Here is a 25,003-nt window from a genome sequence, read left to right on the forward strand (position 1 = left end):
CTTCGGCAGCTGCTACAGGGGTTAAGGCTCACACCACTGCGTTATCGCAGAAAGTCTTGAGGGTTCGACGCAGCCAGCGGTGGGCATGGTCGTTGTCCAGGCGCGGGTGCCAGGCCTGAACGATTTCAACCGGCTGCAACTGGATCGGCAACTCGAACGGACGCAATTTAAGGCCCAGTGGTTCAAGGGTTTTAAGCAGCACCTGGGGCATCAACGGCAGAATCAGGTCGGCGCCAGCCAGCGCAAAGATCGCCGAGTAGAAGGTCGGCGTAGTGAATGACACCCGACGCTCCAGCCCCTGTTCAGCCAGCACCACATCAATCGGCCCCCGGGCATGGCCCCGGCGGGACACACTGATATGGTCATACCCGGCAAAGCGTCGGGGTGTAATGGGCTGGTCGAAGATGGGATGACCTTCCCGTGCCAGCCCTACAAACGGGCAAGTGAACAGCTTTTGAACCTTGATATCCGAGCTGAAGCGGTTAGTGGCGCAGATGGTGAGGTCAATACGCCCTTCATTAAGCGCTTCATCATCGGTAAAACCTTCCGGCACGACCCGCAAGGTGGCCTTGGGCATTTCCAGGGCTATTTGCTGGCGTAAAGCGGCACCATACACGCCAAAAAATACGTCGTTGGCGCGAATGCTGAACGTGCGCTCCAGCTCACGCAAATCACTGTTCTGACTTTGAGTGAAGATCCCGTGGGCCAACTCAACCACACCGCGTACCTGTTCACGCAATTCCAACGCCCTGGGTGTGGGCACAAGCCCACGGCCGGAACGCACCAAAATAGGGTCATTCAAGACTTCACGGATTCGGGTCAAGGTGCGGCTCATGGCCGGAGCGCTCAGGTTCATGCGCCGGGCAGCGCCCACCACCGAGCCCTCTTCGAGCAGGACATTCAAGGCAACCAGCAGATTCAAGTCAGGTATTTGCATGCCTTAAAGGGTATCGGGTAACGCATGTCATGCCTAGCCGGCTCGTAATGCACCATTATTGCGCATCAGGTAAAACAGTTTCGCTCACACTTAGCTAGCTAACTAAGAGTGACATTGATACATTGCCGCCCGTCAGGTTGATGCCTGACGCTCTCTTTGGTTGAGATTTTTGGCCATTACCGGATCCCCATGATGGTAATGGCCTTTTTTACGCCTGCCATTTCTCCCCCGCCCCAAAGTAGAGCCATCCTGAGTGGTGGAGCCACCCATCCTGAACTACGCTGGCAGCCCAATCCATTACAACGATTGGGGACTCTATGCAGCTGGGCAAAAAGATTTCAAATCTGGAAAAACTGGCCTGCAAATACAACCACTGGATCCATGCCACCCGTATCAGTCTGGCGTTCCTGATTACCTTCGTTGTCATTCGTTACTTCAAGCTCGACGGCGCCTCCTATGCCCTGATCACCATGCTCATCGTGATGGGGCCGCAGCCTTATTGGGGTAATGTCTCGTCACGAGCCGTGCAACGTACCGGTGGCACCATCATTGGTGCGCTGTCGGGGCTCGTGGGTTTGTACCTGGAAACCTACTCGTTTTCCCTCATGCTGTTGTGGTCCGGCGTCCTGATGTTCATCGCAGGCTACCTGACGCTGGGCAAGCATCCTTATATGGCCCTGCTGATCGGCGCAACGCTGGCAGTGGTCAGTTGCGCGCCGCCCAATGACATGGAGTCCGCACTCACCCGCAGTGGTTACGTACTGGCAGGTTCGATACTGGCCATGCTCTACACCAGCATTTACCCGTTAAGGGCCTACACCGATCTGCGGATCAAACTCAGTGCAAGTCTGGGCAAGATCAACGAACTGTATTCGGCGTACTTTTCCCCCCGGATCGCCGAGCGGCCCGATCTGGAGGATGAGCTGAAGGATGAGCTGGACACGATCATCAAGTTGCGCAGCTATATCGCTCCCGCCAGCAAAGAGACCAAACTCAAGCCACACGTGTTCGAGGCAGTGCAAACCCTGCACCGCAACATGCTGGCGACCATGAGCCTGATGATCGATGCATACTGGTCTTCACGCGAAAGCCATCTGCTGATTGAGAGCGAACCAGCATTGAGCGACCTCCACCACCTGATCCCGCAAGCGCTCGAATCACTCCAGAACAAGCTGACCCTGGGCATTTCAAACAACCAGATCAGTGGCGAACTGCGGCAAAAAACCCACGACCTGCATGAACTTGTGCTCAAGAGTCTTGATGGCAAGATCAGCGAAACACCCTTTTATGCCTATGTGTGGCTGAGCCTGGAAATGCTCAGGCAACTGACCGAACTCAATGATCAACTGCACAGCGCACTCTATCCGAACCCCCACAAGCACTTGTTTAAAAACGACAAGCTGGCGGATCAGAAATAACCTCATGGCAGCTGCCTGAATGGTGAATTCGCGGGGTCTCATGCAAGAATTATGACGCTTGCATAAGGCCCTATTAATCCAATGCTCTTGACCCATTTAGATGACTTAACGCACAAAAGATGAGGATTTTTCGGACTCTAAAAATGCGTATTTAGCTATAAACACCAGCCAAAAAAGCAAATAAAAAATATGTAATTTATTGTTTTAAAACAATAAAAATCAAAACCAGCCAATTCCAGACTTTGTCAACACCCTGTTACCGGCGTTTTTCAAGGTACTTGTCGCGTCAACCATCCAACTATGCCGCTCTTTTCTCGGCCTGCTGCTCCCGATCCGGGTTCAGCATCACCGTCCCTATTGGCTCCCAGTTACGCGTCTGACCTGACCAGCGTTCCGGGCTTTTCTTCCGAGCTCGTTCGTACAGGTCATGCCGCCGAGCCAGGATCTGATGATCCAACCCACGATGGCGCTCTGACGGCGTGACGAAGCGGATCCGGCTATGCCGATGCTCGTTGTTATACCAGCGCATAAAATCCCTCACCCAGACCCGTGCGGCATCCAGGCTGGCGAAGCCTGCCTGCGGCCATTGCGGGCAATATTTCAGCGTTCTAAACAGTGACTCCGAGTACGGATTGTCATTGCTCACTCGCGGCCGACCACGGGACGGCGTAATGCCCAGGTCGTACATCTTGCTCAACAGCGTCAGCGATTTCATCGGTGCTCCATTGTCCGAGTGCAGCACCAGCGGCTCGTATAAACACTGCTCGCCGATCACGCTGCGCTGCAGCAGCGCAGCGGCTTTTTCGCCGCTTTCTTCTTCGTAAACTTCCCAGCCCACGGCCTTGCGGCTGTAAATATCCTCGATCAAATACAGGTAGTAATACTTGCCCCGTATCGGCGACGGCAAGTACGTGATGTCCCACGACCACACCTGGTTGGGCGCTTGCGCAGCGTGCGTTGTCGGTGCTGCGTAGCGCCGGGGACGCTGGCTACGGCCTCGATGCTGTTGCTGGCCCGCCGCTCGCAAGATGCGATAAAACGTGGCCTCCGACGCCAGATAACGTGCTTCGTCAGCCAGACGCGGAACGATCTGGCTCGGAGGCAGATGGGCGTATGCCGGGCTGTTGCACAGCGTCACGATGGCTTGCCGCTCGATCTCGCTCAAGGCATTACGCGGCGTAGGCCGCACGGTGGTCGTGCGGGCATCGGCTTGAAGCACCTGCGTTTCGGTCCACCGTTGCAAGGTTCTGAGCGACAGCCCTACCTCTCGGCATGCCAGGACTTTTCGGGCCCCGGCCACCACTGCTTCGACCAGCCAAGCTACGAGCAACTGCCGTTCCGGCAAAGAGGTCAGTTGTCCTCGCTGTCGATCCCCCAGTAATCGTTGAGCTTTTTTCGCAGCACCAACAGCGCGGCGGTTTCGGCCAGCGCCTTGTCTTTGCGGCGCAGTTCACGCTCAAGTTCCTGGATGCGTTTCTTGTCTTTACGCGCTTGTTCGCGGTCGTCTTTTTGCTGGGACTTTTCAGACTTTTGGCCGCTGATAAATGACTGTCGCCAGGTGGCGATCTGTTCGGGATAAAGTCCTTTGCGGCGGCAATATTCTCCCAGGTCGATTTCGGCCAAACCGGCGGCTTCAAGGACAATGGCGAACTTGGTTTCGGCTGACCAGTTCTGGGATGACGGCTTGGTTTCGGACACTACATTCCCTTCGGATCTGAACTGTTTGCGCCAGTTGGACAAAGACATTTCGCTGACCCCTTCGCGCCGGGAAACCTCGGCCATCGTCAGGCTCAGCGGGGGAAGCAGCATCTTGAGCAATGCGGCTCTACGTTCAGATGAATAATACGGCACGACCAGTCTCTTTCCGCCCCCGATATGCTTTTTCAGGAAAAATCGGAGAGGCGACAACTATCCTGACACCGGGGGTTACCACCCTACAGCCTCACCTGGCCTGCCGAGAATTATGGTCTAGGCTCTGCTCGCACCCGTATTAATGGATTTGAACGGTTGAGCCCATGAAACGACCACCTGCACCCAAAAACCACTCAAACCTCAACCAGCCTTTGCACGCTCCCGACGTGTGGAGTGTTTTGCATGCGCGCACGCCTGACACGCACTCCAGAACTTTAATTCTTACCGCACTGTAGATAGGAGGGCTTATGCAGCTCACCCCCAGAGAAGTCGAAAAGCTGATGGTTTACACCCTCTCGGACGTCGCATTCCGGCGCAAGGCTCGCGGCTTGAAATTGAACTATCCAGAGGCTGTTTCAATTATCACCGTGACCGCACTGGAAGGCGCGCGAGACGGCAAGTCAGTTGAAGATGTGATGACCGAGGCCAGCAAAGTGCTGACCAAAGATGACGTGATGGAAGGTGTCAGCGACCTGATTCCCAACGTTCAGGTCGAAGCGATTTTCACCGACGGCAGCCGTCTGGTCACGGTCCATGACCCGATCAAGTAACCGCCTGTTCCAAACCCGGTTAACGCAAAACTTTCACGTTTTGAGGAGTCAGTCATGAGCACTAAAGAGACCGCAGGGCCGCACCAGGACACCCACCCGAAGCACAACATCCCTCACGCCAAAAACCCTGGCGGCGTACACAAGGGCGATGAAGCTGACGTGCCTCTGGGCGGGACCATCTTCGCCAGCACCCCGATCACGTTCAACGAAGACCGTCCCGTCACCAAAGTCAAAGTGCGCAACACCGGCGATCGCCCGATCCAGATCGGCTCACACTTTCATTTTTTCGAAGTCAATCGTGCCCTTGAGTTCGATCGTGCCGCAGCCTTTGGCAAGCGCCTGAACATCTCGGCTACCACCGCCATCCGCTTCGAGCCGGGCGATGAAATTGAAGTGCCGCTGATTCCGTACGGTGGCAAGCAAACCCTTTACGGCTTCAACAACCTGGTCGATGGCTGGGCACCGGACAAAATGACCAGCAACCATGAACGCCCGGAAAAACTCCAGGCCATTCAGCGCGCGGTCGATCACGGCTTCAAATTTTCCAAGCCGGCCAAGCCCACCAACGACAAGTAACCACAGCATTTTCATATTTTGCACTCGCGCCGTTTAGTCATTGACGCCCGCGCGGCATTAGAAAAGGAGCCACCGATGCCAACCATTTCACGCAAAGAATATGCAGGCCTGTTCGGCCCAACCACGGGCGACAAAATCCGCCTGGGTGATACCAACCTGTTTGTCGAGATTGAAAAGGACTTACGTGGTTACGGCGAAGAATCCGTCTACGGCGGCGGCAAATCCCTGCGCGACGGCATGGGGGCTGACAACACCCTGACCCGGGACAATGGCGTACTGGACCTGGTGATCACCAACGTCACCATCATCGACGCGATCCAGGGCGTGATCAAAGCCGACGTGGGCGTGCGTGACGGCAAGATTGTCGGTATCGGCAAAAGCGGTAACCCGGGCACCATGAGCGGTGTGACCCCCGGTCTGGTGGTGGGTGTGAGCACCGACGCCATCTCCGGTGAGCACTTGATCCTGACCGCAGCCGGGATCGACACCCACGTTCACCTGATCTCGCCACAACAGGCCTATCACGCGCTGTCCAACGGCGTGACCACCTTCTTCGGCGGCGGCATCGGCCCTACCGACGGCACCAACGGCACCACCGTGACCGCAGGCCCGTGGAACATCCGCCAGATGCTGCGCTCGCTCGAAGGGCTGCCGGTCAACGTCGGCATGCTCGGCAAAGGCAACTCCTTCGGCCGCGACCCGCTGGCCGAGCAAATCATCGCCGGTGTCGCCGGTCTGAAGGTTCACGAGGACTGGGGCGCAACTTCAAACGCCATACGCCATGCGCTGCGTACTGCCGACGAGATGGACGTCCAGGTGTCGGTGCACACCGACAGCCTTAACGAATGTGGCTACGTCGAAGACACCATTGATGCCTTCGAAGGTCGTACCATCCACACCTTCCACACTGAAGGCGCCGGTGGCGGTCACGCCCCCGACATCATCAGGGTGGCAAGCCAGAACAACGTGCTGCCGAGCTCGACCAACCCGACCCTGCCCTATGGTGTCAACAGCCAGGCCGAGTTGTTCGACATGATCATGGTCTGTCACAACCTCAACCCGAACGTGCCGGCCGACGTGTCGTTTGCCGAAAGCCGGGTACGCCCGGAAACCATCGCCGCCGAAAACGTGCTGCAGGACATGGGCGTTATCTCCATGTTCTCCAGTGACTCCCAGGCCATGGGCCGGGTCGGTGAAAACTGGTTGCGCGTGATGCAGACCGCCCATGCGATGAAGGTTTCGCGCGGCAAACTGCCGGAAGACAGTGCCGACAACGACAACTTCCGTGTACTGCGGTACGTGGCCAAGATCACCATCAACCCGGCCCTGGCCCAAGGTATCAGCCACGTGCTGGGCTCGGTCGAAGTCGGCAAGATGGCCGACCTGGTGCTCTGGGATCCGCGCTTCTTCGGTGCCAAACCGAAGATGGTGATCAAGGGCGGCATGATCAACTGGGCCGCGATGGGTGACCCTAACGCCTCTCTGCCAACCCCGCAGCCGGTGTTCTACCGCCCGATGTTTGGCGCGTTCGGCAAAACCGTGCAGGACACCTGCGTGACCTTCGTGTCGCAAGCGGCCCTTGAAGACGGCGTGAAAGAAAAGGCCGGGCTGGAACGTCAGGTCGTGGCAGTACGGGGCTGTCGCACCGTCTCCAAAAAAGACCTGGTACGCAACGACCAGACGCCGCTTATCGAAGTTGACCCTGAAACCTTCGCCGTAAAAGTCGACGGTGTGCACGCCACGTGCAAACCCATCGACGTGGCCACCATGAACCAGCGTTATTTCTTTGGCTAAAGTCTGAACGGGCAGCCGCCGGGGACGCATTCATCCCCGGCGGCAAACGCCCGGCAAATGATTCGGGGAAGGAGTTTGCGACGTGATTTTGATTGAACACATTCTGGGCAACGCCAAGAAAGACCCTCACTGGAAACAGAAACTGGAAAGCGCCAATGTCGACCTTCTGGTACTGGACCAGCGTGAAGCGCAAAAAAGCCGCTGCCGGCGCACCAGTCTCGGCGGGCTGGACCTGGGTATCTCGCTGGAGCGCAACGTCGTGCTGTCTGACGGTGATGTGCTGATGTGGGATGACGCCACCAACACCGCCGTCGTGGTGCAACTGAACCTGCGCGACGTGATGGTGATTGACCTCAAGGAACTTAAACAGCAACCCCTGGACGTCCTGATCAAGACCAGCTTCGAACTGGGCCATGCCCTGGGCAACCAGCACTGGAAAGCCGTGACCAAACACAACGAGGTGTACATCCCGCTCACGGTCGAAACCAAAATGATGGATTCGGTGATGCGCACCCACGGCTTTCAACACTTGCCATATGCCTTTGTCGGCGGTGCTGAAGTCCTGCCCCTGCTGACCACTTCAGAGGCACGCCTGCTGTTTGGCGGCGCCGAAGAAACCGACACCCACGTTCACGTGGCCAGCCCGCAAGACAAGCTGGACGCGGCAGCCCTCAAGATCCAGGGCCTGCACAGTCACGACTCGCACAGTCACAGCCACGACAATGGCCATACGTTTCACAGCCATAAGCACTGAATCCGGCAAGAAGGCGCTTTGATGAACGCATCAGATCTAATTCGCATCATGCAGTTTGGCGATTCCGTATTGCCAGTGGGTGCCTTTTCGTTCTCGAACGGCGTGGAATCCGCCATTCAGAAAGGCATCGTTCACGATGTCGCGACCCTCAAGGGCTTTGTCCTCACGGCGCTCAAACAAGCGGCCAGTTGTGACGGCATGGGTGTGGTCGCCGCACACCGGGCCTGTGTCGCCGAAGACCGCGACGGGATCCTGCGCGCGGACTGGGCGGTCAATAACCGCAAGCTCAACGAAGAAAGCCGGTTGATGGCGACGCGCATGGGTAAAAAACTGGCCGAAATGTCGATCCATGTCGTCGAAAAACCCTTGGTCCGCTGGTGGCTGGAGCAGATCAAGGCCGGCAACGCGGCGGGCACCTACCCCGTCACCCAGGCCGTGGTGATGTCGACCCAGGGCATTGGCGCCAGGGAAGTGGTGGTGATGCACCAGTACGGTGTCGCCATGACCATCCTCAGCGCCGCCATGCGCCTTATGCGGGTCACGCACCTGGACACCCAGCACATTCTGTTCGAACTCAACCACGACATTGAAGCCTTCTGCGACATCGCTGAAATCGGTGATATCGAACAGATGTCGTCCTATGTACCCATCGTCGATGTGCTCGCCGCCGCTCACGTCAAAGCACACGTGCGGCTGTTCATGAACTGATACTCCCGGATTGCGTTGACGTGGTCGACGCTCAATCAGCTCCCCTATCTGGTAAGGAAATAACCGTGAAAAAGATTACTCGTATTGGTATTGGCGGCCCGGTCGGTTCAGGTAAAACCGCGATCATCGAAGTGATCACTCCGATTCTGATCAACCGTGGCTACAAGCCATTGATCATCACCAACGACATCGTCACCACCGAAGACGCCAAGCAGGTAAAGCGCACCCTCAAAGGGATCCTGGACGAAGACAAGATCCTGGGTGTCGAGACCGGTGCCTGCCCGCACACCGCAGTGCGTGAAGACCCGAGCATGAACATTGCAGCGGTCGAGGAAATGGAAGAGAAGTTCCCCGACAGCGACCTGATCATGATCGAGAGCGGAGGCGACAACCTGACCCTGACCTTCAGCCCCGCCCTGGCCGACTTCTACATCTACGTGATCGACGTGGCAGAAGGCGAAAAAATCCCGCGTAAAAATGGCCCGGGCCTGGTGCAGGCAGACATTCTGATCATCAACAAGATCGACCTTGCGCCCTATGTCGGCGCCAGCCTGGATGTCATGGAAAGCGACACCAAGGTGGTGCGTGGCAACCGTCCGTACATCCTCACCAACTGCAAGACCGGCCACGGCATTGAAGAACTGGTGGACATGATCGAGCACATGTTCCTGTTCGCCCAAAAACCGGCGGTCAAGAGCGAGGTCACTGCATGACAGCGCAGAGCCAGATCGTGAACACCCCGTCACGGCTGCGCGCTCACGCATTGGGCAATGATGCGCCGGAGCTGTCGCAGTACCAGGACGAACCTCCACAAATGCAAAGTGGTGCCGTGGGAAAAAGCGGCTACCTGCGACTGGGTTTTGAAAAGCGCGGCAATCGCAGCGTGCTGGCGGACATGGAGCGGCGCGTGCCGTCGCTGGTGCAGCGGGCCCTGTATTGGGACGAGGTTATGCCCGAACTGCCCTGTGTGACCATGATCTCGACTTCGGGCTGCGTGCTGCAGGGCGACCGCCTGGCCACTGACGTCAATGTTGGGGTGGGTGCCTGCGGGCACGTCACCACCCAGTCAGCGACCAAAGTGCATTCGATGGATGCCAACTACGCCACGCAAATCCAGCACTTGCGAATCGAGGAAGGCGGTTATCTGGAGTTTATGCCAGACCCGCTGATCCCCCATCGCAATGCGCGGTTTATCACCAGCACCCAGATCAAGATCCACCCCACGGCAACGGCGATCTACTGCGAAGTGTTGATGTCGGGGCGCAAATACCACCATGTCGATGAGCGTTTCGGTTTTGACGTTTACTCCTCGCGAGTGAGCGCTGAAAACCTTGAGGGCCGCGAACTGTTTGTCGAGAAGTACATTCTTGAACCGAAAAAGGAGAGCCTGGACGCCATTGGTGTCATGCAGACCTTCGACGTGTTCGGCAACGTGGTGCTGCTCACGCCCAAGGAGCATCACGACCGGATTGTGGAGCGCATCCCGGCGCTCTTCGACATGAGCGCAGGGCTGGCCAGCGGCGTCACCCGCCTGCCGAACGACTGCGGGCTGATTTTCAAGGTACTGGGCAACGACAGCGGTGAGGTCAAGGCGCAAATCCGCGAGTTCTGGAAAGTCGCCCGCGAAGAGATCCTGGGCCTGACACTTCAGCCGCAGTTTTTGTGGAAGTAACTGTGTAGCAGCTGCCGAAGGAACGAGGCTGCGTCCGACGGCGCAGCCGTCGCAAAATCAGGCACTGCGGTGTGCCAGTCAAACCCTGTCCTCAGGGATTACGACGGCTGCGCCGTCGGACGCAGCCTCGTTCCTAGGGCAGCTGCTACGCAAGCGGATCCAGGCCAAATGCACAATTGGGAGAGTCAATATGGAAACTGCATCCAAGTGGTCAAAAGTGGCGGATGGCAACGTCGTCCTTGAGTTTATCGACGTCACTCTGCGCGGTTGCGCTCAAGTCATGTTCCAGAACAACCCCCTGACCGGCTTGCTGTTCTTTGCCGCGATCTTTGTCGGGGCTTTTGCCGAAGGCAATCCGGCAGTGGCCTACGGCAGTGTACTGGGCACCGTGGTAGCAACCTTCACCGGCATGCACCTCAAGGACCACACCTCCTGGAAAGCCGGCCTGTACGGGTATAACGGCTGCCTGGTGGGTGTCGCCCTGCCGACCTTTCTTGCCGTCACCCCCATCCTGTGGCTGTGCATCATCCTGGGCAGCGCGGTCTCGGTGATCGTCACGATCTGCATCGCCGACATCCTGAAAACCTGGAAAGTCGCTGCGCTCACCGCCCCCTTCGTACTGGTGACCTGGACCATGCTGCTGGCCAGCTATGCCTTTGGCGGCCTGGAAAACAGCTCCCTGCCCGTGCCCAACCTGCCCCATGATCTGGTCGCCTACAACACCAGTCTGTTCGACGGCATCGACCTGTTCAAAAGTACGTTCTACGGTGTTTCTGAAGTGTTCCTGATCAGCACGGTGATTGGCAGCGTGCTGTTTCTCGCAGGGCTGGCGGTGTCATCGTTGTGGGCCGCCGTGTTCGGTATTCTCGGATCGTTGCTGGCCGTCCTGACCGCCGTGGTCCTGCAGGCCGAACACAGCAGTATCAATAACGGCCTGTATGCATTCAGCGCCGTGCTGACGGCCATCGCCCTGGGTTCGACCTTCAACAAGCCAAGCTGGCGGGTACTGATCTACACCGTGATCGGGGTGATCTTCACTGTCTTTGTGCAGGGCGCCTTGAATACAGTATTGGGCCCGGCAGGCATCCCGACCCTGACCATGCCCTTTGTGCTGGCTTCCTGGTTGTTCCTGGTGCCCAACAAAGACGTCATGCCGGCCCACCGCCAATAATGTCCGATCCCTGCCGGAGCCTTCCCATGACCGTGATTGCCCAACCCCTGGTCAATGCCGAACCGTCGAACACCACGCGTCGTGCCATTTACCTGCTGGCCGGATTGATTCTGGCCAACCTCCTCGCCTGGGCCTGGGCCTTTATCGAGTTTGGCAACAACCCGGTACTGATGGGCACCGCATTACTGGCGTACGGCTTCGGCCTGCGCCACGCCGTGGATGCCGATCACATCGCAGCCATCGACAATGTCACCCGCAAACTGATGCAGCAGGGCAAGCGACCGATTGCAGTGGGCACCTGGTTTTCCCTGGGGCATTCCACCATCGTGGTCCTGGCATCCTTTGCCATCGCCGTCACGGCGATGGCTTTCAAGGACGACATGGAGTGGTTCCATGAAACCGGCGGATTGATCGGCACCCTGGTGTCCTCGGTGTTCCTGCTGCTGTTCGGCGTGCTCAACCTGGTGATCCTGATCTCGGTGTACAAGAAGTTCAGGCAGGTCAAGGCCGGCCATAGCCTGCCACCCGAAGAGCTGGACCTGATCACCACTAACAAAGGTGGCCTGATGGCGCGCATCTTTGGCCGGGTGTTCAACCTGGTCAATAAAAGCTGGCACATGTACCCGGTGGGCTTTCTGTTCGGTCTGGGCTTTGACACCGCCACCGAAATCGGCCTGCTGGGCATCAGCGCCACCAGCGCATCCCACGGCATCAGCCTGTGGTCGATCATGGTCTTCCCGATACTGTTCGCCGTGGGCATGGCCCTGATCGATTCACTGGACAACTTCGTGATGATCGGTGCCTACGGCTGGGCGTTTTCCAAACCGGTGCGCAAGCTCTACTACAACATCACCATCACGGCCGCCTCGGTGGTGGTTGCGTTGTTCATCGGCGGCGTCGAGGCATTGGGACTGATTGCCGACAAGCTTGAGCTAACCGGCGGAATATGGACGCCGATCAATGCCATCAGTGAAAACTTCGGCGAAATTGGCTACTGGATCATCGGCATGTTTGTGCTGTGCTGGTTGATCTCGGCCCTCAACTACTACCTGCGCGGTTATGACCAACTGGCAGCCAATACCTGAAAAAGACCCAGCACCCGAGACCCCGTGTGGCAGCCAGGAAAACCTGGCCTACACTCCCTTCACCCCTCAATAGACGCGTCGTAGGTGCCATGACTTTATTACAGGACGTAAAAAATCGTATCTCCTTTGCCTATGGAGTCGCTTTGCTGGTGGCGATCAATGGCTTTCTTTTATTCATGCCGGTGTTGCAGCGTGGCATTGCTCACGCCAATACCGTCTCCGGCTCGTTTGATTCATGGAAGGAGGCTCTGAGCTTTTTAGCCTTGCTTGAAATCCCCGGTTTTGTAGTGGGGTTTGTACTGGTACTGATGTCCCTGGGGTTGTTGATCAAGTCGCGTATCAGCTGGTTTTTTGCATTACTGCTCTTGGTAGCCACCGTCTGCGTTGATTTTTTCATCCTTAAAAAAACCGACGCAGTGACCTTCTTTTCACTCTTCACGATTGCGGTCCTGGTCTTCTACTGGCGCCGGTTTGACCACTACAGCCTGGCCACGGGCAGCTTCTTTGCAGTGGTCAGCATCGCCTCGCTGATCGTCTACAGCACCCTGGGCACACTCTACATCGGTGAAGGATTCGCTCCCCCCGTCACCGACCTGCCGTCAGCGTTCTACTTCGCCATTGTGGTGATGTCGACCGTGGGGTTTGGCGACATCGTGCCCCATACCACCGATGCGCGGTTTTTCACCCTGACGGTGATCATCCTGGGCATCACCATCTTCGCGATCTCGGTGGCCTCCATTGCCGGCCCGCTGATCAGCAACAACATCCAACGAATCGTTAAAGGCAGGATTACCCACATGGCCCGTAAAAATCACTACATCCTCGTCGGCGTCGGTTCACTGGCACAAAACGTCTACAAAGGCCTGACCGATCGCGGCGAGCACGTCACGGTCGTGTGCGCCACCGGCAGTCAGCACGACTTGCCCGAAAAGGCCGACATTATCGAAGGTGATCCATCGGCCGCTTCAACCCTGAAAATGGCCGGTGCCGAGGACGCCAAATACATCGTGACCCTGTGCGACAGCGACGCCGAGAACGTGTTCACCATTCTGGCGGCCAAGGAAGTCGCCGGGGATGACACCCAGATCATCGCGCTGGTCAACGAAACGCGGAACATGCCCAAGGTCAAACGCGTCAACCCGACCATGGTGCTGTCGCTGCCGTTGCTGGGCAGCGAGCTGCTGGTGCGCACATTGCAGGGTGATGAGATCAACAATGACCTGATCACCGAGATGTTCTTCGGAAAGCGTACATCCCTGGCCTGAGCCTTTGGCCGGGATACAAAAAAAGCCCTCTGACGAGGGCTTTTTCATGGCCGTTGCAACCCTGGTTACGGGTTGTCTGATGCGGGCAGCGGCGTGACCTTTGCTCCGGCAACCAGGCCCAGCTCAACGGCGACAAAACCGATTACCAGGCTCAGTACCAGATAGCAGAGGGAGACAAATACACCGCTTGGGTCTTTCATCATTTCGACGGCGCCGAACACGAAGCTGGAGAACGTGGACAACCCGCCCATGATCCCAGTGCCGACCATCACGTGTACGTACTGATTGATCCGGTTGCTCTTGAACAGCGACGTGGCCACTCCCAGCAGGAAGGCGGCGACGATATTGACGACAAAAATATCCATCGGGAAACCGTCGGCCAGGCGCGGCACCGACAGCATGACAAATTCGCGGCACATGGCGCCAAACGCGCCGCCGACGAAAATCAGAATAATCATGTTCAGCATGGTGTTTGCTCCTGTGTCAGCGCGCCAGCCAGGCGCCGAATGCGGCGGCGGCCAGACCGACCAGTACCGAGATGATCAGATAACCTGCCGCCCATGCACGGTCCCGGGCCTTGGCCAGCTTGGAAGCATCCAGCTGCATGCTGCTGAACGTGGTGTAGCCGCCAAGAATACCGGTGAGCACGGCAGCACTCAGGAAGTCGCCATAGCGGTCACGCCAGTCCACGGTAAACAGGATGCTCAAGTAACCGATGACAAAGGCGCCGCTGACGTTGATCAAAAACGTGCCCAGGGGCAAGGAGCCCTTATACAACTGCCCCACCCGAAGCCCGATCCACCAGCGCAGCAACGACCCCAGCCCGCCCCCCAGTCCGACCCAGAAAACATCCAGCGCAGTCATGAAAGTCCCTCTCGTGTCAGTTGGTAAGTAAGGGGAACTCTAGTTCAGAAATACCAGGCGGCACGTGATTTGGAGCATGAGGGGCACCACACACTTTCTTGAACTTTGTGCCTGGCATTTACGGGAGTTGCTTGGTATTTGAATAGCCGCTTTGAAATGGAAGTCACTTGCTAAAGTCCCACCGGCAGAGTCGTTTTCAACATCAAAGGTAATGAGTATCGGCTCGTGGTCGCGGTGGCTTACCGCTTCAGCGCCCTTTACATCAAGTTCGTCGGCACCCGTAAACAGTACGACGCCATTGATGCCGATACCGTTGAACTGGAGTAACCCATGAATATTCGCCCAATCCGTACTGAACAAGACTACCAGGACGCCCTGAAGGCTGTTTCCCCCCTGTTCGACAATGAGCCGGAACCAGGCACCCCGCAGGGCGACTACCTCGATGTCATGATTACGTTGATTGAAGCCTATGAAGCGAAGCACTTCCCGATGGACCTGCCCAACCCGATAGAAGCCATACGCTTCAGGATGGAGCAGTCCGGATTGTCACCTGCCGACCTGGTGCCCGCTATCGGCGTAGAACCGCGTTTACGAGGTGCTCAATGGCAAGCGGGCGCTGACGCTGCCCATGATCTGGAAACTGCATGAGATGTTTGGCATCCCGGCAGAGAGCTTGATCAGGCCGGCAAAACCCTAGCCGCCAGGTATCCCGTCAGCCCGGTGGTTTAAATACAGGCGATTGCGATGAAAAGGAGTACCCTGCCCTCCGGCTTTATCCCCACGCTTATGGACCCCCTATGTTTCCCAACGCTGAACGCTACAACCACTCCACCGAATACGCCAACAAACTGGTAGACCGCATCGGCCAGACCCCGGCCTGGATTGCCCAGCGCATCGGCGTGACCGAAAAGCGCATGCGCTACATCCTCGCAGGCTCGCGCACGATCAAGGGTGATACCACAGAAATCATCATGAGCTACGCCGAGCAGTTCTGCCTGGAGTGCCTGGCCGCTGAAGCCAAGGCCGCCAAGGATCGCGCCAAATCCAAGGCCACCCCACCCGCCAGCGACGCTTAAAACAACCCCATCTGCCCGCCCACCAGCGCGCTGAAGTCGTCGTCGACAAATACCAGAATCGCGTCCGCCACCGGTTGTAGCTGACGCGTCAGGTAGTGGTCGTAGTCCACCTGTGCGGTGCGGTTCTCCAACGGCTGGGGACCGGCCACGGTCATCACATAGCTGATGGTGCCGCCGTTCTGGTACTGCCGGGGCCGTCCCTGCTGGTCGTTGTACTCATCGGCCAGCCGCGCCGCCCGCACATGGGGCGGTACGTTGCGTTCGTAATCACTGAGTTGACGACGCAGGCGCTTGCGGTAAATCAGCAGTTCGTCATGCTCCCCAGCCAGGGTGCCGCGCACAAAATCCCGTACGTAGTCCTGATAGGGCTGGCGATTGAAGATGCGCAGGTACAACGCCTGCTGAAACTGCTGGGCCAGCGGCGACCAGTCGCTGCGCACAGTTTCAAGCCCCTTGTAGACCATCTCCCGACGCCCGTCTGCATGGGCCACCAACCCTGCATAGCGCTTTTTACTGCCCTCTTCGGCGCCGCGAATCGTGGGCATCAGGAACCGGCTGTAATGGGTTTCGAACTGGAGTTCCAACGCACTGGTGAGCCCGTACTCGTCACGCACATGGGCCTGCCACCACTGGTTGACGTGCTGCACCAGGTCATGGCCAATACGGGCAGCGTCTTGTTCGCTGTGTTCGCTGCGCAGCCAGACGAAGGTGGAGTCAGTGTCGCCATAGATCACGCTGTAACCCTTGGCCTCGATCAATGCCCGGGTCTTGAGCATGATCTCGTGTCCCCGCAAGGTGATCGACGACGCCAGTCGCGTATCGAAAAAACGGCAGCCACTGGAACCCAGTACCCCATAGAACGCATTCATGATGATCTTCAGGGCTTGGGACAAGGGTGCGTTTTTTTCCCGCTTGGCCACTTCGCGCCCATTGGCCACCCGCTCGATAATGGCAGGCAGACAATGCCGGGTTCGGGAAAAGCGCGCCCCGCGAAAGCCTGGCACCGAGGCCTCGTCACTCGGCTCGCGCAGCCCTTCCACCAGCCCCAGCGGATCGATCAGGAAGGTGCGGATAATCGACGGGTAAAGGCTTTTGTAATCGAGTACCAGCACCGACTCGTAAAGCCCCGGCTGGGACTCCATCACAAAGCCGCCGGGGCTGGCCTGGGGTGGCTTGTCGCCAAGATTGGGGGCGACAAAGCCCTGGCGGTGCATCAGTGGCATGTACAAATGGTAAAACGCCGCCACTGAACCACCGCTGCGATCTGCCTCAAGGCCCGTGACCGAAGCCCGTTCCAGCAGAAAGGTCAGCAACTCGGTTTTCGCGAATATCCGCGTCACCAGCTCGCAGTCCTTGAGGTTGTAGCGCGCCAGCGCAGGCTTGTCATGGGCAAACATGCGGTTGATTTCGTCCATGCGCTGATACGGCGTGCTGATGTCCTTGCCTTCACCCAGCAGGGTCTGGGAGACGTTTTCCAGGCTGAAGGAGGGGAACGACCAGGTTGCCGAACGCAACGACTCAATGCCGTCGATGATCAGACGCCCCGCCGCGCTGGCGAAAAAATGGTTGTTTCGGGTGCCGTGCTCGCGCCACTGCATTTCACTGCCCCCACGTCCCAGCAGCAACGGGATACCCAGCCGGCGGGCATGCTCGTGCAATACCCGAAGGTCAAATTGCACAACGTTCCAGCCAATGATTGCATCGGGATCATGCAGCGCCAGCCACTGGTTCAGGCGCAGCAACAGGTCGCCCCGGGTCGCACAGAACTCAAGATCGAAATCGACCGCAGTGTCAGCCTCGGTGGCCTTGCCCAGCATATACACCTGACGCTGGCCACAGCCCTCCAGGGCAATGGAATACAGATCACCCTGGGCGCTGGTCTCGATATCCAGCGAGACCAGTTTCAAGCGCGGCCGGTAATCGGGATGGGGCTTTAGCCGGGCATCCAGCAACGAACCATCGTCCTGGGCCCGGCCGCCGAAACTCACCGGGGCGGTGATAAAACGCTCCATCAGGAAACGCTCCGGCGGGCGCACATCAGCCTCATACACATCGACCCCGGCGCGCCGCAGACGCTGGGCAACGTCCATCAACTGGGCATGCTGGCGGCAGTAAAGGCCCGTGACCGGTCGCGATTGAAAATCGCAGAGCTGCAGCTCGCGAAACGCCACACCCCGTTCATCCTGCAACAGCGTCTGCGCCTGAGCGAGCTGCACCGTCGGGATGAACGCGGTCGAGGTCTGACAAGGCAGGCGCACGTGCTGCGGCCCGTCATCGGTCGCCAACCAGAAGTCGACTTCGATACCCGACGACGTATCGCGCCAGTGCCGGGTCAGGACAAACCCCTGCCTCAATTCCACCGTCGCAGCCTCACGAACTTACAAGCATGTCGCCAGCATCGCCAAACGGCGCATGGCGCTAGCGTCGCCCGGTTGCTTGGCGTAATAGCTCACCGAAGTGCCCGTACCCTGGGGCACCAGATCGGCAAAGGACTCTGCGCCACGGGTATACACCGTCAGTGGGCCGGTCTTGTCGTTGTTGACATAGGCACTGGCATCCACCCCGAAGACGCTTTCGTCCTCCCAGGAAAACTTGATGCATTCGGCGACCAGCGCCGTGGCTTTATCCGAAGCCAGCACCCGGACCGGGGCTTTGCTGCGGGCAGTGTCCATCGCAGGAGACACACAACCGGCCAGCAAGGCCAGGCTCAAAACGCCAATCAGCATTCGCATTGGAAATCCCCTTGATAAAGGCCAATACGATATCACGCAGCCAGCTTGAAAAGGTGGCTAAATAACCAGTACCCCCCCCCCCAGGCCAGAGCCAGCAAAGTCTGCGGGGCAGATAACCGTTGGTCATTTAACAGTGACCAAGACCACAGAATCGGCAGTTTTAAGCCACCACGACAGCGAATCCCGGGGTTAGTGCTAGCGTCAATAAAAATAAATTCGCCGCGCATTGGACGATAGAGCGCCATGGGCTATTGAAGGAGCAATACGATGGGATCAAGCACCGCCCGCAAAGCCAGTGTCACGGCACTCACGCAGGCCCTGATGCCGCTGGCAAGCTGGGCCGACAATGCCCGCGACTGGCAAAACACGCCCACCGACCTGAACTTGCTCGGCCCGCTATTGAGTGACAGCGTGCGAGCGGTGCGCATCATCGCCGCCCGTAACGTGCAAGGGGCGGCGCGTAACGGCCTGGGGGCATATCAAGGGGCCTGGGACAGCGCCATTGCTGAATACGAAACGGTGCAATTGAGCCTGGCCGAACGGGCCGAGTCCAACCTCAACCTGGCCATGCTGTATCAGGCCAGTGGTCGCAATGCCGAGGTTGAACCCAAACTGCGCGCCGCCCTGCTGTGTGACCCGGACTTCTTCCCTGCGGTGGTCACGCTGGCCCAGTGGCTGGAAGCCAGTGGCCGCAGTGCCGAGGCGATGGCCTTGCTCAGCGACACGATCAAAGCGCACCCGCAAACAGCACTGCTGCAACACAGCCAGGGGCTGGCGTTGATTCGGGCGGGCCAGCCCAAGCAAGCCATGTCAGCCTTGCAGCAGGCCGTGACACTGGAACCTGACAACGCCCAATACCGTTATGTGCTGGCAGTGGCGTTGCACCAGAACGGTCAGGTCGGGCCGGCGTGTGAGCACATGGAAGAACTGCTCAAACGCCAACCGGCATTTCGCGATGCGCGGCTGGCGTTGATCAGTTTTACCTCGACAGCGGCCAGGAGCCCAAGGCACAGGCGGTGCTGCAGGCATGGAAAAAGATCAACCCTGAGGACGTGGTGTTGAAATGAGTCGTCGTAAACTCAGACGTTAAACTTGGCTGCGCTCCTCAGCGGCTACAGCGCGCCCATCCTGTAGATACTCTGTTGCCAACCGACCTGCTCAGAGAAATGTGCTTCGCTAAAGAGGTCGGCCTGCAGGCCGCCTCGGCGGGCAGTTGATCTAGTTTTTGCACTGATCTTTTGATCTGCCTGCCCTTCTTGGCGTCCGCTGCAAGGAGACAGGTCCAGTTTTAGCGCCAACATACAAGATGGTTGTGACATGTTGAATGTGTTGGGTTGGCGATTGCAGCCTGCATAGAAAAACACCCCAGTGCAGGGTTTTACGACGGCTGCGTCTACAGGATTCGTCGTCTATCCCTCTACGTAGCAGTTGACGAGTAGCACGAGGCTACGTTCGATCGCGTAGCGGTCGCAAAACAGGTACATACGCAGTGCCTGATTAACCGTGCAAGCCGATTCCACGACTGCTACGTCCCAGTGGCGCACCAAGCCCAACGCAGCCTCGCACGGCTCGTCAGCTGCTACGGATATCGTCACCCATCCCGCGTGTAGCAGTTGACGAGTAGTGCGAGGCTACGTTCGATCGCGCAGCGGTCGCAAAACAGGTACACGCGCAGTGCCTGATTAACCGTGCAAGCCGATTCCACGAGTGCTACGTCGCAGTGGCGCACCAAGCCCAACGCAGCCTCGCACGGCTCGTCAGCTGCTACGGATCGTGAATGCAACCCACCAACCAGGCCGGCCGGTCTGCCGCCTCGGCGGGCAGTGCTTTTGATCTGCCCGCCCCTTCGGGAGGCCGAGAGGAGGTTCTGCGCAGTGGGTCGACCGGCATGGATGCCGGGAGAGCCGTGTTGGGCCAGGGATGGCCCGTCACGGCGGGCCCACGGAGCGGGACCGGAGTGAGGGACACCTGAGCGCAGCGAGGGCCGTACGCTGGGGCGAAAGCGCTTTGGTTACTTTGCCGCTTTTGCAATCGGCATAGGGGACGGCCATCTGGCCGCGCCCCTGCCACACCACCCGGCATGCGGGTCCGCACCGGGCGGTTCGAGAAGTTGAGGTCAGCAGAGTCGAGGTAGACCCAACCGGTCGGACCACGCCACCGTAAGCACTCCATGGATCAGACCGACACTGTTGTGCCAGAACCTGTGGCTGTTGCTGGCTATCGCCGCTGCCAAGTCAGGTCCTGCTCCAAGTTTGCGTAGCTCACGGTACGTCCTCCTTCCGGTTCTCCATTGTTTGAGCTGGATAGCCCTGAGTCGTCGGCGGATCCATTCATCGAACCGGTGCCAGAGGCGAGGCGTTTGCGATAAACCGAAGTACGCTTTCCAACCCAGCAGGTACAGTCTCAGACCTTCCACCACCTGCGACATGCTTCGTCCTCCATTACGAGAAGTCAGCTGACGGATGCGGCCTTTGAACGCCTGTAGCGCTTTGCTTGCCACCCAGCGTTTGACCTCGCCTTGAGCAGACAGCCAAAAGCCGTAGCACAGAAACTTGCGGCCAAACGCACTGGCAATCGCACTCTTGCTCTCGTTCACTTGCAGTCTAAGTCGATCATAAAGGCGACGGAGCACTGCCATTACCCGTTGACCGGCCTTCAGGCTGCGTACGTAAACGTTCGCATCGTCCGCGTACCTGACGAAGCAATGGCCTCGTCGCTCCAGCTCCTTGTCCACCTCGTCCAGCAATACATTGGCCAGTAATGGTGAGAGTGGGCCGCCTTGCGGCGTCCCTCGTTTACTGGCTACCACTATGCCGTCGATCAACGTCCCGCTGTTCAGGTAGGCCCGGACCAGACGCAGAACGCCTCGGTCGGTTACCCTTCTGCTCAGTCGAGCGATCAACAGGTCATGATCAACGCGATCAAAGAACTGCTCCAGATCAACGTCCACCACAGTGTCCCGCCCCGAATCAATATATTGCTGCGCTGCCAATACCGCTTGATGAGCGCTGCGACCGGGACGAAAACCATAGCTATGATCACTGAATACCGGGTCCAACAGAGGCTGCAAAACTTGTAATAGCGCCTGTTGAATCAATCTGTCCGTCACCGTTGGGATGCCCAGCTTGCGCTCGCCTCCGTCGGGTTTGGAAATCAGAACTCTACGCACCGGACTTGGCCGGTACGTTCCCGCCAGCAACTGCGCCCGTATCACGGGCCAGGCCGTTAACAGATGCTCGACCGTCTCATCGATCCCAAGACCGTCGACGCCCGCAGCACCTTTATTTGACCGGACTCGCTTGAGCGCTAATTGCAGGTTTTCTCTGGTCAGGGCTTCTTGCAGAAGTCCTGACCCCATGTGGTTCGGGTCATGACGCGGACCGCCGGCTTCATCGCTGGACGCTTCGCGTCGGGTTTCACCCGTCGCAGCTCCGTCCCGCCCCGGTTTCCCGGGCATCTGATGCAAGGCCTGCTGTATCGCCATGGTGAACCTCACTCCTTCTCGTTTGGCCCTTCACTGCAACGCAGCTACTACGGCCTCTGCTGACTTCTCGCTCCGGCTTGCGCCGTCGCCCTTTCAGGCATGAGGCGAGATCTCCCCAGGTAAGAACGCCATCCTTCACCGCACAACCGCCGCATTTACATCCCCGGTGCTTTGGCCACAAGAGCTTCGCAGTCACTTGCCTGCTCGCCCTGACCAGAGATGCCTCAGATGCGGTTTGTGTACCTCAGCTCGCGGTTTATGCTCCACGCTTCCTTCCCACACTTGGTCACCCTCATGCAGTTGCGCTTCGCTTCATTCGCTGTGGCCAGCTCAAGAGAGGACTTTCACCTCTAGGATGGCGCCCATGCTGGGCGCACAAGGGACTCGCTGTAAGAGCGAAACCATCATTTCAGTTAACCGCGAATGCCGGATATGTACCCCGTGTGCCAGTTGTTTTGCGATGCGCCCGCAGCTATGCCGAGTCCATATCCATTCGATATGTCACGACTTTCTACGGGTTCCGCCCTAACTCCGGCACTGTCATGGGGGGGGGCACGCCGCGACGGGCCATCCATGGCCCATCGCGGCTCTGGACGGCTACAGCATGTATGCATGATTCACCTCCCCGCCATCCGCTCCAGGCTGTTGCTCAAGTGCAGCAGCATGGCGGCGCGGGCGGCGTCGGGGTCCTGTCGGCGAATGGCACGCAAGATCGCCTCATGCTCCAGCACCGCCATTTGACCCAATTTCATCAAATCGGTGTCGCCACGCTCCTCGGCGTCAATCCGTGTGCGGGGGATCACGGAACGCCCGAGCTGGGAAATGATGTCGGTGAAATAGGTATTGCCCGTGGCCTGGGCGATCAGGTTGTGAAATCGCTGATCGGGTTCGACGCTGCTGTCGTTATTGGCCAGTGAACTCTGGTAGTCATCCAGCGCCTGACGCATTTGCAGCAGTTGGCCCTCTGTTCGGCGCACGGCCGCCAACGCTGCGGCTTGTGTCTCCAGCCCCATGCGCAACTCGATGATGCCGCGCACGCTGTGCGCAGTATCGCGCTTGAGGTGAATGCCCTGGCGCTGATCGCGCTCCAGCACGAAGGTGCCGATCCCGTGCCGGGTTTCAACCAGTCCCGAAGCCTGCAATTTCGAGATCGCCTCGCGCACGACGGTGCGGCTGACACCATGCTCACGCACGATGATGGATTCGGAAGGCAGCTTCTCTCCGGGAGCCAGTTGGCCCAGCAGGATTCGCTGAGTGAGCTCGGCCACGATGTCGTGGGCCAGGCCAGGGGAACGCTTGCGGGTCGATGCGCCTTGCGGGTCTTGCATGGGAAACCCCCTTCAGAGATGGCAGCCTGATATTAGCATCTCACACACCCCAACATGTATGACAACCTATCTTTTGATCGGTAAATACCGCCCCACAAAACTTAGAGTTTGCTTCGGTTCGCCTCAAAAAACCTCCAACAAACGGCTCGCAAAGCGCTCTAAACAGGGAAAAAACCTGTTAAATGCATTTAAAACCCGTTTTTTATAACTTATCGGTTTGTTACGAGGCATTGCGATGACAAAAGTCAACTCGTATGATGTCCGTCAACCGAAGGCGCATCCTCCGGCACATATCACCCGCATAACAATAATCAGTGGGGCTTCGACTTGTGAACACTTCCAGCAATCCGTCTGCTGCGCACGCCAACGACCCCGTACTGGCGCGCGCGATCCAAAAGGTGAAGAGGCATGTGCTGCCGCTCTTCGTCATCATGTTTATCGTTAACTACATTGACCGCGTAAACATCGGCTTTGTGCGCACCCACATGGAGCATGACCTGGGTATTGGCGCAGCCGCCTATGGCTTCGGTGCCGGTCTGTTCTTCATCGGCTACGCACTGTTTGAAGTGCCGTCCAACATGCTGCTGCAAAAAGTCGGCGCCCGTATCTGGCTGACCCGGATCATGTTCACCTGGGGCATCACCGCAACCCTGATGGCCTTTATCCAGAACGAAACCCACTTTTATATCCTGCGCTTTCTGCTCGGCGTGGCCGAAGCGGGATTCTTTCCAGGAGTGATTTACTACTTCACCCGCTGGCTGCCTGGCGCCGAGCGTGGCAAGGCGATTGCCATCTTCCTCAGCGGTTCGGCACTGGCGTCCCTGATCTCGGGCCCGTTGTCCGGCCTGCTATTGCAAATCACCGGCATGGGCCTGCATGGCTGGCAGTGGATGTACATCATCGAAGGCATGGCCTCGGTGTTTTTGTGCGGCTTTGTCTGGTACTGGCTGGACTCAAAGCCCCATGACGCCAAATGGCTCAGCCGTGAGGAACAAGATGCCCTGGTGAACGAGATTGACCGCGAGCAGCGCGAGCGGGATGCCGTCAACATCGTCAAACCGAGCATGCTCAAGCTGCTCAAGGACCGCCAGATCATGCTGTTCTGCGCGATCTATTTCTGCATCCAGCTGACCATTTACGCCGCGACCTTCTGGCTGCCCAGCATCATCAAGAAAATGGGTGACTTGAGCGACATGCAGGTGGGCTTTTTCAACTCGATCCCGTGGCTGATTTCCATTATTGCCATGTATGCGTTTGCGTCACTGGCCAGCCGCTTCAAATACCAGCAGGCCTGGATTGCGACGGCCCTGCTGATTGCTGCCCTGGGCATGTTCCTGTCGACCACCGGCGGCCCGATATTTGCGTTTATTGCCATCTGCTTCGCCGCCATCGGTTTCAAATCGGCATCGGCGCTGTTCTGGCCCATCCCCCAGGGTTATCTGGATGCACGCATCGCGGCAGCCGTGATCGCACTGATCAACTCCATCGGCAACCTCGGCGGATTCGTTGCGCCCACCACTTTCGGTTTCCTGGAGCAAACCACCGGTTCGATCCAGGGCGGGCTCTATGGCCTGGCCGGTACATCGATCATTGCGGCAATCATCGTGTTCTTTGCCAAGACCAAACCCACCCCCGCTGCTGCGACCCCCGCCGCCCTGCAACCTGCCTGACAAGGAA

20 protein-coding genes and 4 pseudogenes are annotated in these 25,003 nt (G+C 58.2%); 16 read left to right on the top strand and 8 right to left on the bottom strand.

The genetic code is table 11. The annotated features are described in order from the left end of the window. Positions 1–28: 28 nt before the first annotated feature. Positions 29–937, bottom strand: a complete 909-nt coding sequence (locus V6P94_RS17860; RefSeq protein WP_019828469.1) for a LysR family transcriptional regulator — start codon at positions 935–937, stop codon at positions 29–31. Positions 938–1,254: 317 nt separating this feature from the next. Here V6P94_RS17860 and V6P94_RS17865 point away from each other — a divergent pair, with 317 nt between their 5' ends. After that, positions 1,255–2,355: an FUSC family protein gene (locus tag V6P94_RS17865; RefSeq protein WP_322149506.1), complete on the top strand. Its 1,101-nt coding sequence runs from the start codon at positions 1,255–1,257 to the stop codon at positions 2,353–2,355. A gap of 298 nt (positions 2,356–2,653) precedes the next feature. On the opposite strand, the gene V6P94_RS17870 is transcribed toward V6P94_RS17865, so the two are convergent. Further along, positions 2,654–4,206, bottom strand: a protein-coding gene (locus tag V6P94_RS17870; protein ID WP_326397640.1) for an IS3 family transposase whose coding sequence is annotated in 2 segments (ribosomal slippage) — positions 2,654–3,744 and positions 3,744–4,206 — 1,554 coding nt in all. Because the reading frame shifts where the segments join, the coding sequence is not laid out codon by codon here. Positions 4,207–4,514: 308 nt separating this feature from the next. Between V6P94_RS17870 and V6P94_RS17875 the strand changes: the two genes are divergently transcribed. The 10 genes and pseudogenes from V6P94_RS17875 (at position 4,515) to kch (ending at position 13,842) form a co-directional block, all read left to right on the top strand. Beyond that, positions 4,515–4,817 (top strand): urease subunit gamma, encoded by a 303-nt coding sequence (locus V6P94_RS17875; RefSeq protein WP_016781195.1) that lies wholly within the window; start codon positions 4,515–4,517, stop codon positions 4,815–4,817. A 159-nt stretch (positions 4,818–4,976) separates the two neighbouring features. Further along, positions 4,977–5,273: pseudogene (locus V6P94_RS25090) on the top strand (urease subunit beta); the annotation flags it as partial. Between the two features lie 195 nt (positions 5,274–5,468). After that, positions 5,469–7,187, top strand: a complete 1,719-nt coding sequence (locus V6P94_RS17885) for an urease subunit alpha (RefSeq protein ID WP_133077603.1) — start codon at positions 5,469–5,471, stop codon at positions 7,185–7,187. An 82-nt stretch (positions 7,188–7,269) separates the two neighbouring features. Further along, positions 7,270–7,941 carry an urease accessory protein UreE gene (ureE, locus tag V6P94_RS17890; RefSeq protein ID WP_133077602.1) on the top strand — a complete coding sequence of 224 codons (672 nt, stop codon included), beginning with the start codon at positions 7,270–7,272 and terminating at the stop codon, positions 7,939–7,941. Positions 7,942–7,962: 21 nt separating this feature from the next. Next, entirely contained in the window at positions 7,963–8,649 is a 687-nt protein-coding gene (locus tag V6P94_RS17895; protein ID WP_133077601.1) for an urease accessory protein UreF, read from the top strand. A gap of 65 nt (positions 8,650–8,714) precedes the next feature. Further along, on the top strand, positions 8,715–9,362 hold the full coding sequence (gene ureG / locus V6P94_RS17900) for an urease accessory protein UreG (protein WP_019828475.1): 648 nt from the start codon (positions 8,715–8,717) through the stop codon (positions 9,360–9,362). Further along, positions 9,359–10,321, top strand: a complete 963-nt coding sequence (locus tag V6P94_RS17905) for an urease accessory protein UreD (protein ID WP_133077600.1) — start codon at positions 9,359–9,361, stop codon at positions 10,319–10,321. Before ureG ends, V6P94_RS17905 begins: the two co-directional genes overlap by 4 nt. 190 nt (positions 10,322–10,511) lie before the next feature. Further along, entirely contained in the window at positions 10,512–11,492 is a 981-nt protein-coding gene (yut, locus tag V6P94_RS17910; protein WP_133077599.1) for an urea transporter, read from the top strand. 26 nt (positions 11,493–11,518) lie between these two features. After that, positions 11,519–12,577 carry a HoxN/HupN/NixA family nickel/cobalt transporter gene (locus tag V6P94_RS17915; RefSeq protein WP_133077598.1) on the top strand — a complete coding sequence of 353 codons (1,059 nt, stop codon included), beginning with the start codon at positions 11,519–11,521 and terminating at the stop codon, positions 12,575–12,577. Between the two features lie 89 nt (positions 12,578–12,666). Then, positions 12,667–13,842 carry a voltage-gated potassium channel protein gene (gene kch / locus V6P94_RS17920; protein WP_326397741.1) on the top strand — a complete coding sequence of 392 codons (1,176 nt, stop codon included), beginning with the start codon at positions 12,667–12,669 and terminating at the stop codon, positions 13,840–13,842. A gap of 65 nt (positions 13,843–13,907) precedes the next feature. Here kch and crcB (V6P94_RS17925) read toward each other — a convergent pair whose 3' ends face one another. Continuing rightward, positions 13,908–14,309, bottom strand: a complete 402-nt coding sequence (gene crcB / locus V6P94_RS17925; RefSeq protein WP_133077596.1) for a fluoride efflux transporter CrcB — start codon at positions 14,307–14,309, stop codon at positions 13,908–13,910. 16 nt (positions 14,310–14,325) lie between these two features. Continuing rightward, on the bottom strand, positions 14,326–14,706 hold the full coding sequence (gene crcB / locus V6P94_RS17930; RefSeq protein WP_133077595.1) for a fluoride efflux transporter CrcB: 381 nt from the start codon (positions 14,704–14,706) through the stop codon (positions 14,326–14,328). Between the two features lie 186 nt (positions 14,707–14,892). Between crcB (V6P94_RS17930) and V6P94_RS17935 the strand changes: the two are divergent. From V6P94_RS17935 to V6P94_RS17945, 3 genes and pseudogenes are all read left to right on the top strand, one after another. Next, positions 14,893–15,033 (top strand): annotated as a pseudogene (locus V6P94_RS17935) (type II toxin-antitoxin system HigB family toxin); the annotation flags it as partial. A 3-nt stretch (positions 15,034–15,036) separates the two neighbouring features. Further along, a pseudogene (locus V6P94_RS17940) lies at positions 15,037–15,403 on the top strand (type II toxin-antitoxin system HigA family antitoxin). 100 nt (positions 15,404–15,503) lie between these two features. Beyond that, positions 15,504–15,782: a hypothetical protein gene (locus tag V6P94_RS17945; protein ID WP_133077592.1), complete on the top strand. Its 279-nt coding sequence runs from the start codon at positions 15,504–15,506 to the stop codon at positions 15,780–15,782. On the opposite strand, the gene V6P94_RS17950 is transcribed toward V6P94_RS17945, so the two are convergent. Together V6P94_RS17950 and V6P94_RS17955 are read right to left on the bottom strand one after the other, a co-directional pair. Beyond that, positions 15,779–18,142 carry a DNA polymerase II gene (locus V6P94_RS17950; RefSeq protein WP_338647984.1) on the bottom strand — a complete coding sequence of 788 codons (2,364 nt, stop codon included), beginning with the start codon at positions 18,140–18,142 and terminating at the stop codon, positions 15,779–15,781. The two genes, V6P94_RS17945 and V6P94_RS17950, sit on opposite strands and share 4 nt — an antisense overlap. A gap of 18 nt (positions 18,143–18,160) precedes the next feature. Further along, positions 18,161–18,514, bottom strand: coding sequence for a hypothetical protein (locus V6P94_RS17955; RefSeq protein WP_219261223.1), 354 nt, complete (start codon positions 18,512–18,514; stop codon positions 18,161–18,163). A 369-nt stretch (positions 18,515–18,883) separates the two neighbouring features. On the opposite strand from V6P94_RS17955, the pseudogene V6P94_RS17960 reads away from it, so the two are divergent. Beyond that, a pseudogene (locus V6P94_RS17960) lies at positions 18,884–19,581 on the top strand (tetratricopeptide repeat protein); the annotation flags it as partial. A gap of 1,049 nt (positions 19,582–20,630) precedes the next feature. Here V6P94_RS17960 and ltrA read toward each other — a convergent pair. After that, complete coding sequence (ltrA, locus tag V6P94_RS17965) at positions 20,631–21,998, bottom strand: group II intron reverse transcriptase/maturase (protein ID WP_338647986.1); 1,368 nt, start codon at positions 21,996–21,998, stop codon at positions 20,631–20,633. Between the two features lie 617 nt (positions 21,999–22,615). Further along, positions 22,616–23,326, bottom strand: a complete 711-nt coding sequence (locus tag V6P94_RS17970) for a FadR/GntR family transcriptional regulator (protein WP_219261210.1) — start codon at positions 23,324–23,326, stop codon at positions 22,616–22,618. Positions 23,327–23,655: 329 nt separating this feature from the next. Here V6P94_RS17970 and V6P94_RS17975 point away from each other — a divergent pair, with 329 nt between their 5' ends. Continuing rightward, entirely contained in the window at positions 23,656–24,996 is a 1,341-nt protein-coding gene (locus tag V6P94_RS17975; protein ID WP_133077589.1) for an MFS transporter, read from the top strand. The last annotated feature ends 7 nt before the right edge of the window (positions 24,997–25,003 follow it).

It is taken from the genome of Pseudomonas sp. ML2-2023-3, assembly GCF_037055275.1.
Classification (GTDB): Bacteria; Pseudomonadota; Gammaproteobacteria; order Pseudomonadales; family Pseudomonadaceae; genus Aquipseudomonas.

Coding starts and splice junctions, on each gene's coding strand:
- kch (WP_326397741.1), top strand. CDS start 12,667: ATGACTTTATTACAGGACGTAAAAAATCGTATCTCCTTTGCCTATGGA.
- V6P94_RS17945 (WP_133077592.1), top strand. CDS start 15,504: ATGTTTCCCAACGCTGAACGCTACAACCACTCCACCGAATACGCCAAC.
- V6P94_RS17970 (WP_219261210.1), bottom strand. CDS start 23,326: ATGCAAGACCCGCAAGGCGCATCGACCCGCAAGCGTTCCCCTGGCCTG.
- V6P94_RS17865 (WP_322149506.1), top strand. CDS start 1,255: ATGCAGCTGGGCAAAAAGATTTCAAATCTGGAAAAACTGGCCTGCAAA.
- V6P94_RS17875 (WP_016781195.1), top strand. CDS start 4,515: ATGCAGCTCACCCCCAGAGAAGTCGAAAAGCTGATGGTTTACACCCTC.
- V6P94_RS17885 (WP_133077603.1), top strand. CDS start 5,469: ATGCCAACCATTTCACGCAAAGAATATGCAGGCCTGTTCGGCCCAACC.
- crcB (WP_133077595.1), bottom strand. CDS start 14,706: ATGACTGCGCTGGATGTTTTCTGGGTCGGACTGGGGGGCGGGCTGGGG.
- crcB (WP_133077596.1), bottom strand. CDS start 14,309: ATGCTGAACATGATTATTCTGATTTTCGTCGGCGGCGCGTTTGGCGCC.
- V6P94_RS17860 (WP_019828469.1), bottom strand. CDS start 937: ATGCAAATACCTGACTTGAATCTGCTGGTTGCCTTGAATGTCCTGCTC.
- V6P94_RS17895 (WP_133077601.1), top strand. CDS start 7,963: ATGAACGCATCAGATCTAATTCGCATCATGCAGTTTGGCGATTCCGTA.
- yut (WP_133077599.1), top strand. CDS start 10,512: ATGGAAACTGCATCCAAGTGGTCAAAAGTGGCGGATGGCAACGTCGTC.
- V6P94_RS17915 (WP_133077598.1), top strand. CDS start 11,519: ATGACCGTGATTGCCCAACCCCTGGTCAATGCCGAACCGTCGAACACC.
- V6P94_RS17955 (WP_219261223.1), bottom strand. CDS start 18,514: ATGCGAATGCTGATTGGCGTTTTGAGCCTGGCCTTGCTGGCCGGTTGT.
- V6P94_RS17905 (WP_133077600.1), top strand. CDS start 9,359: ATGACAGCGCAGAGCCAGATCGTGAACACCCCGTCACGGCTGCGCGCT.
- ltrA (WP_338647986.1), bottom strand. CDS start 21,998: ATGGCGATACAGCAGGCCTTGCATCAGATGCCCGGGAAACCGGGGCGG.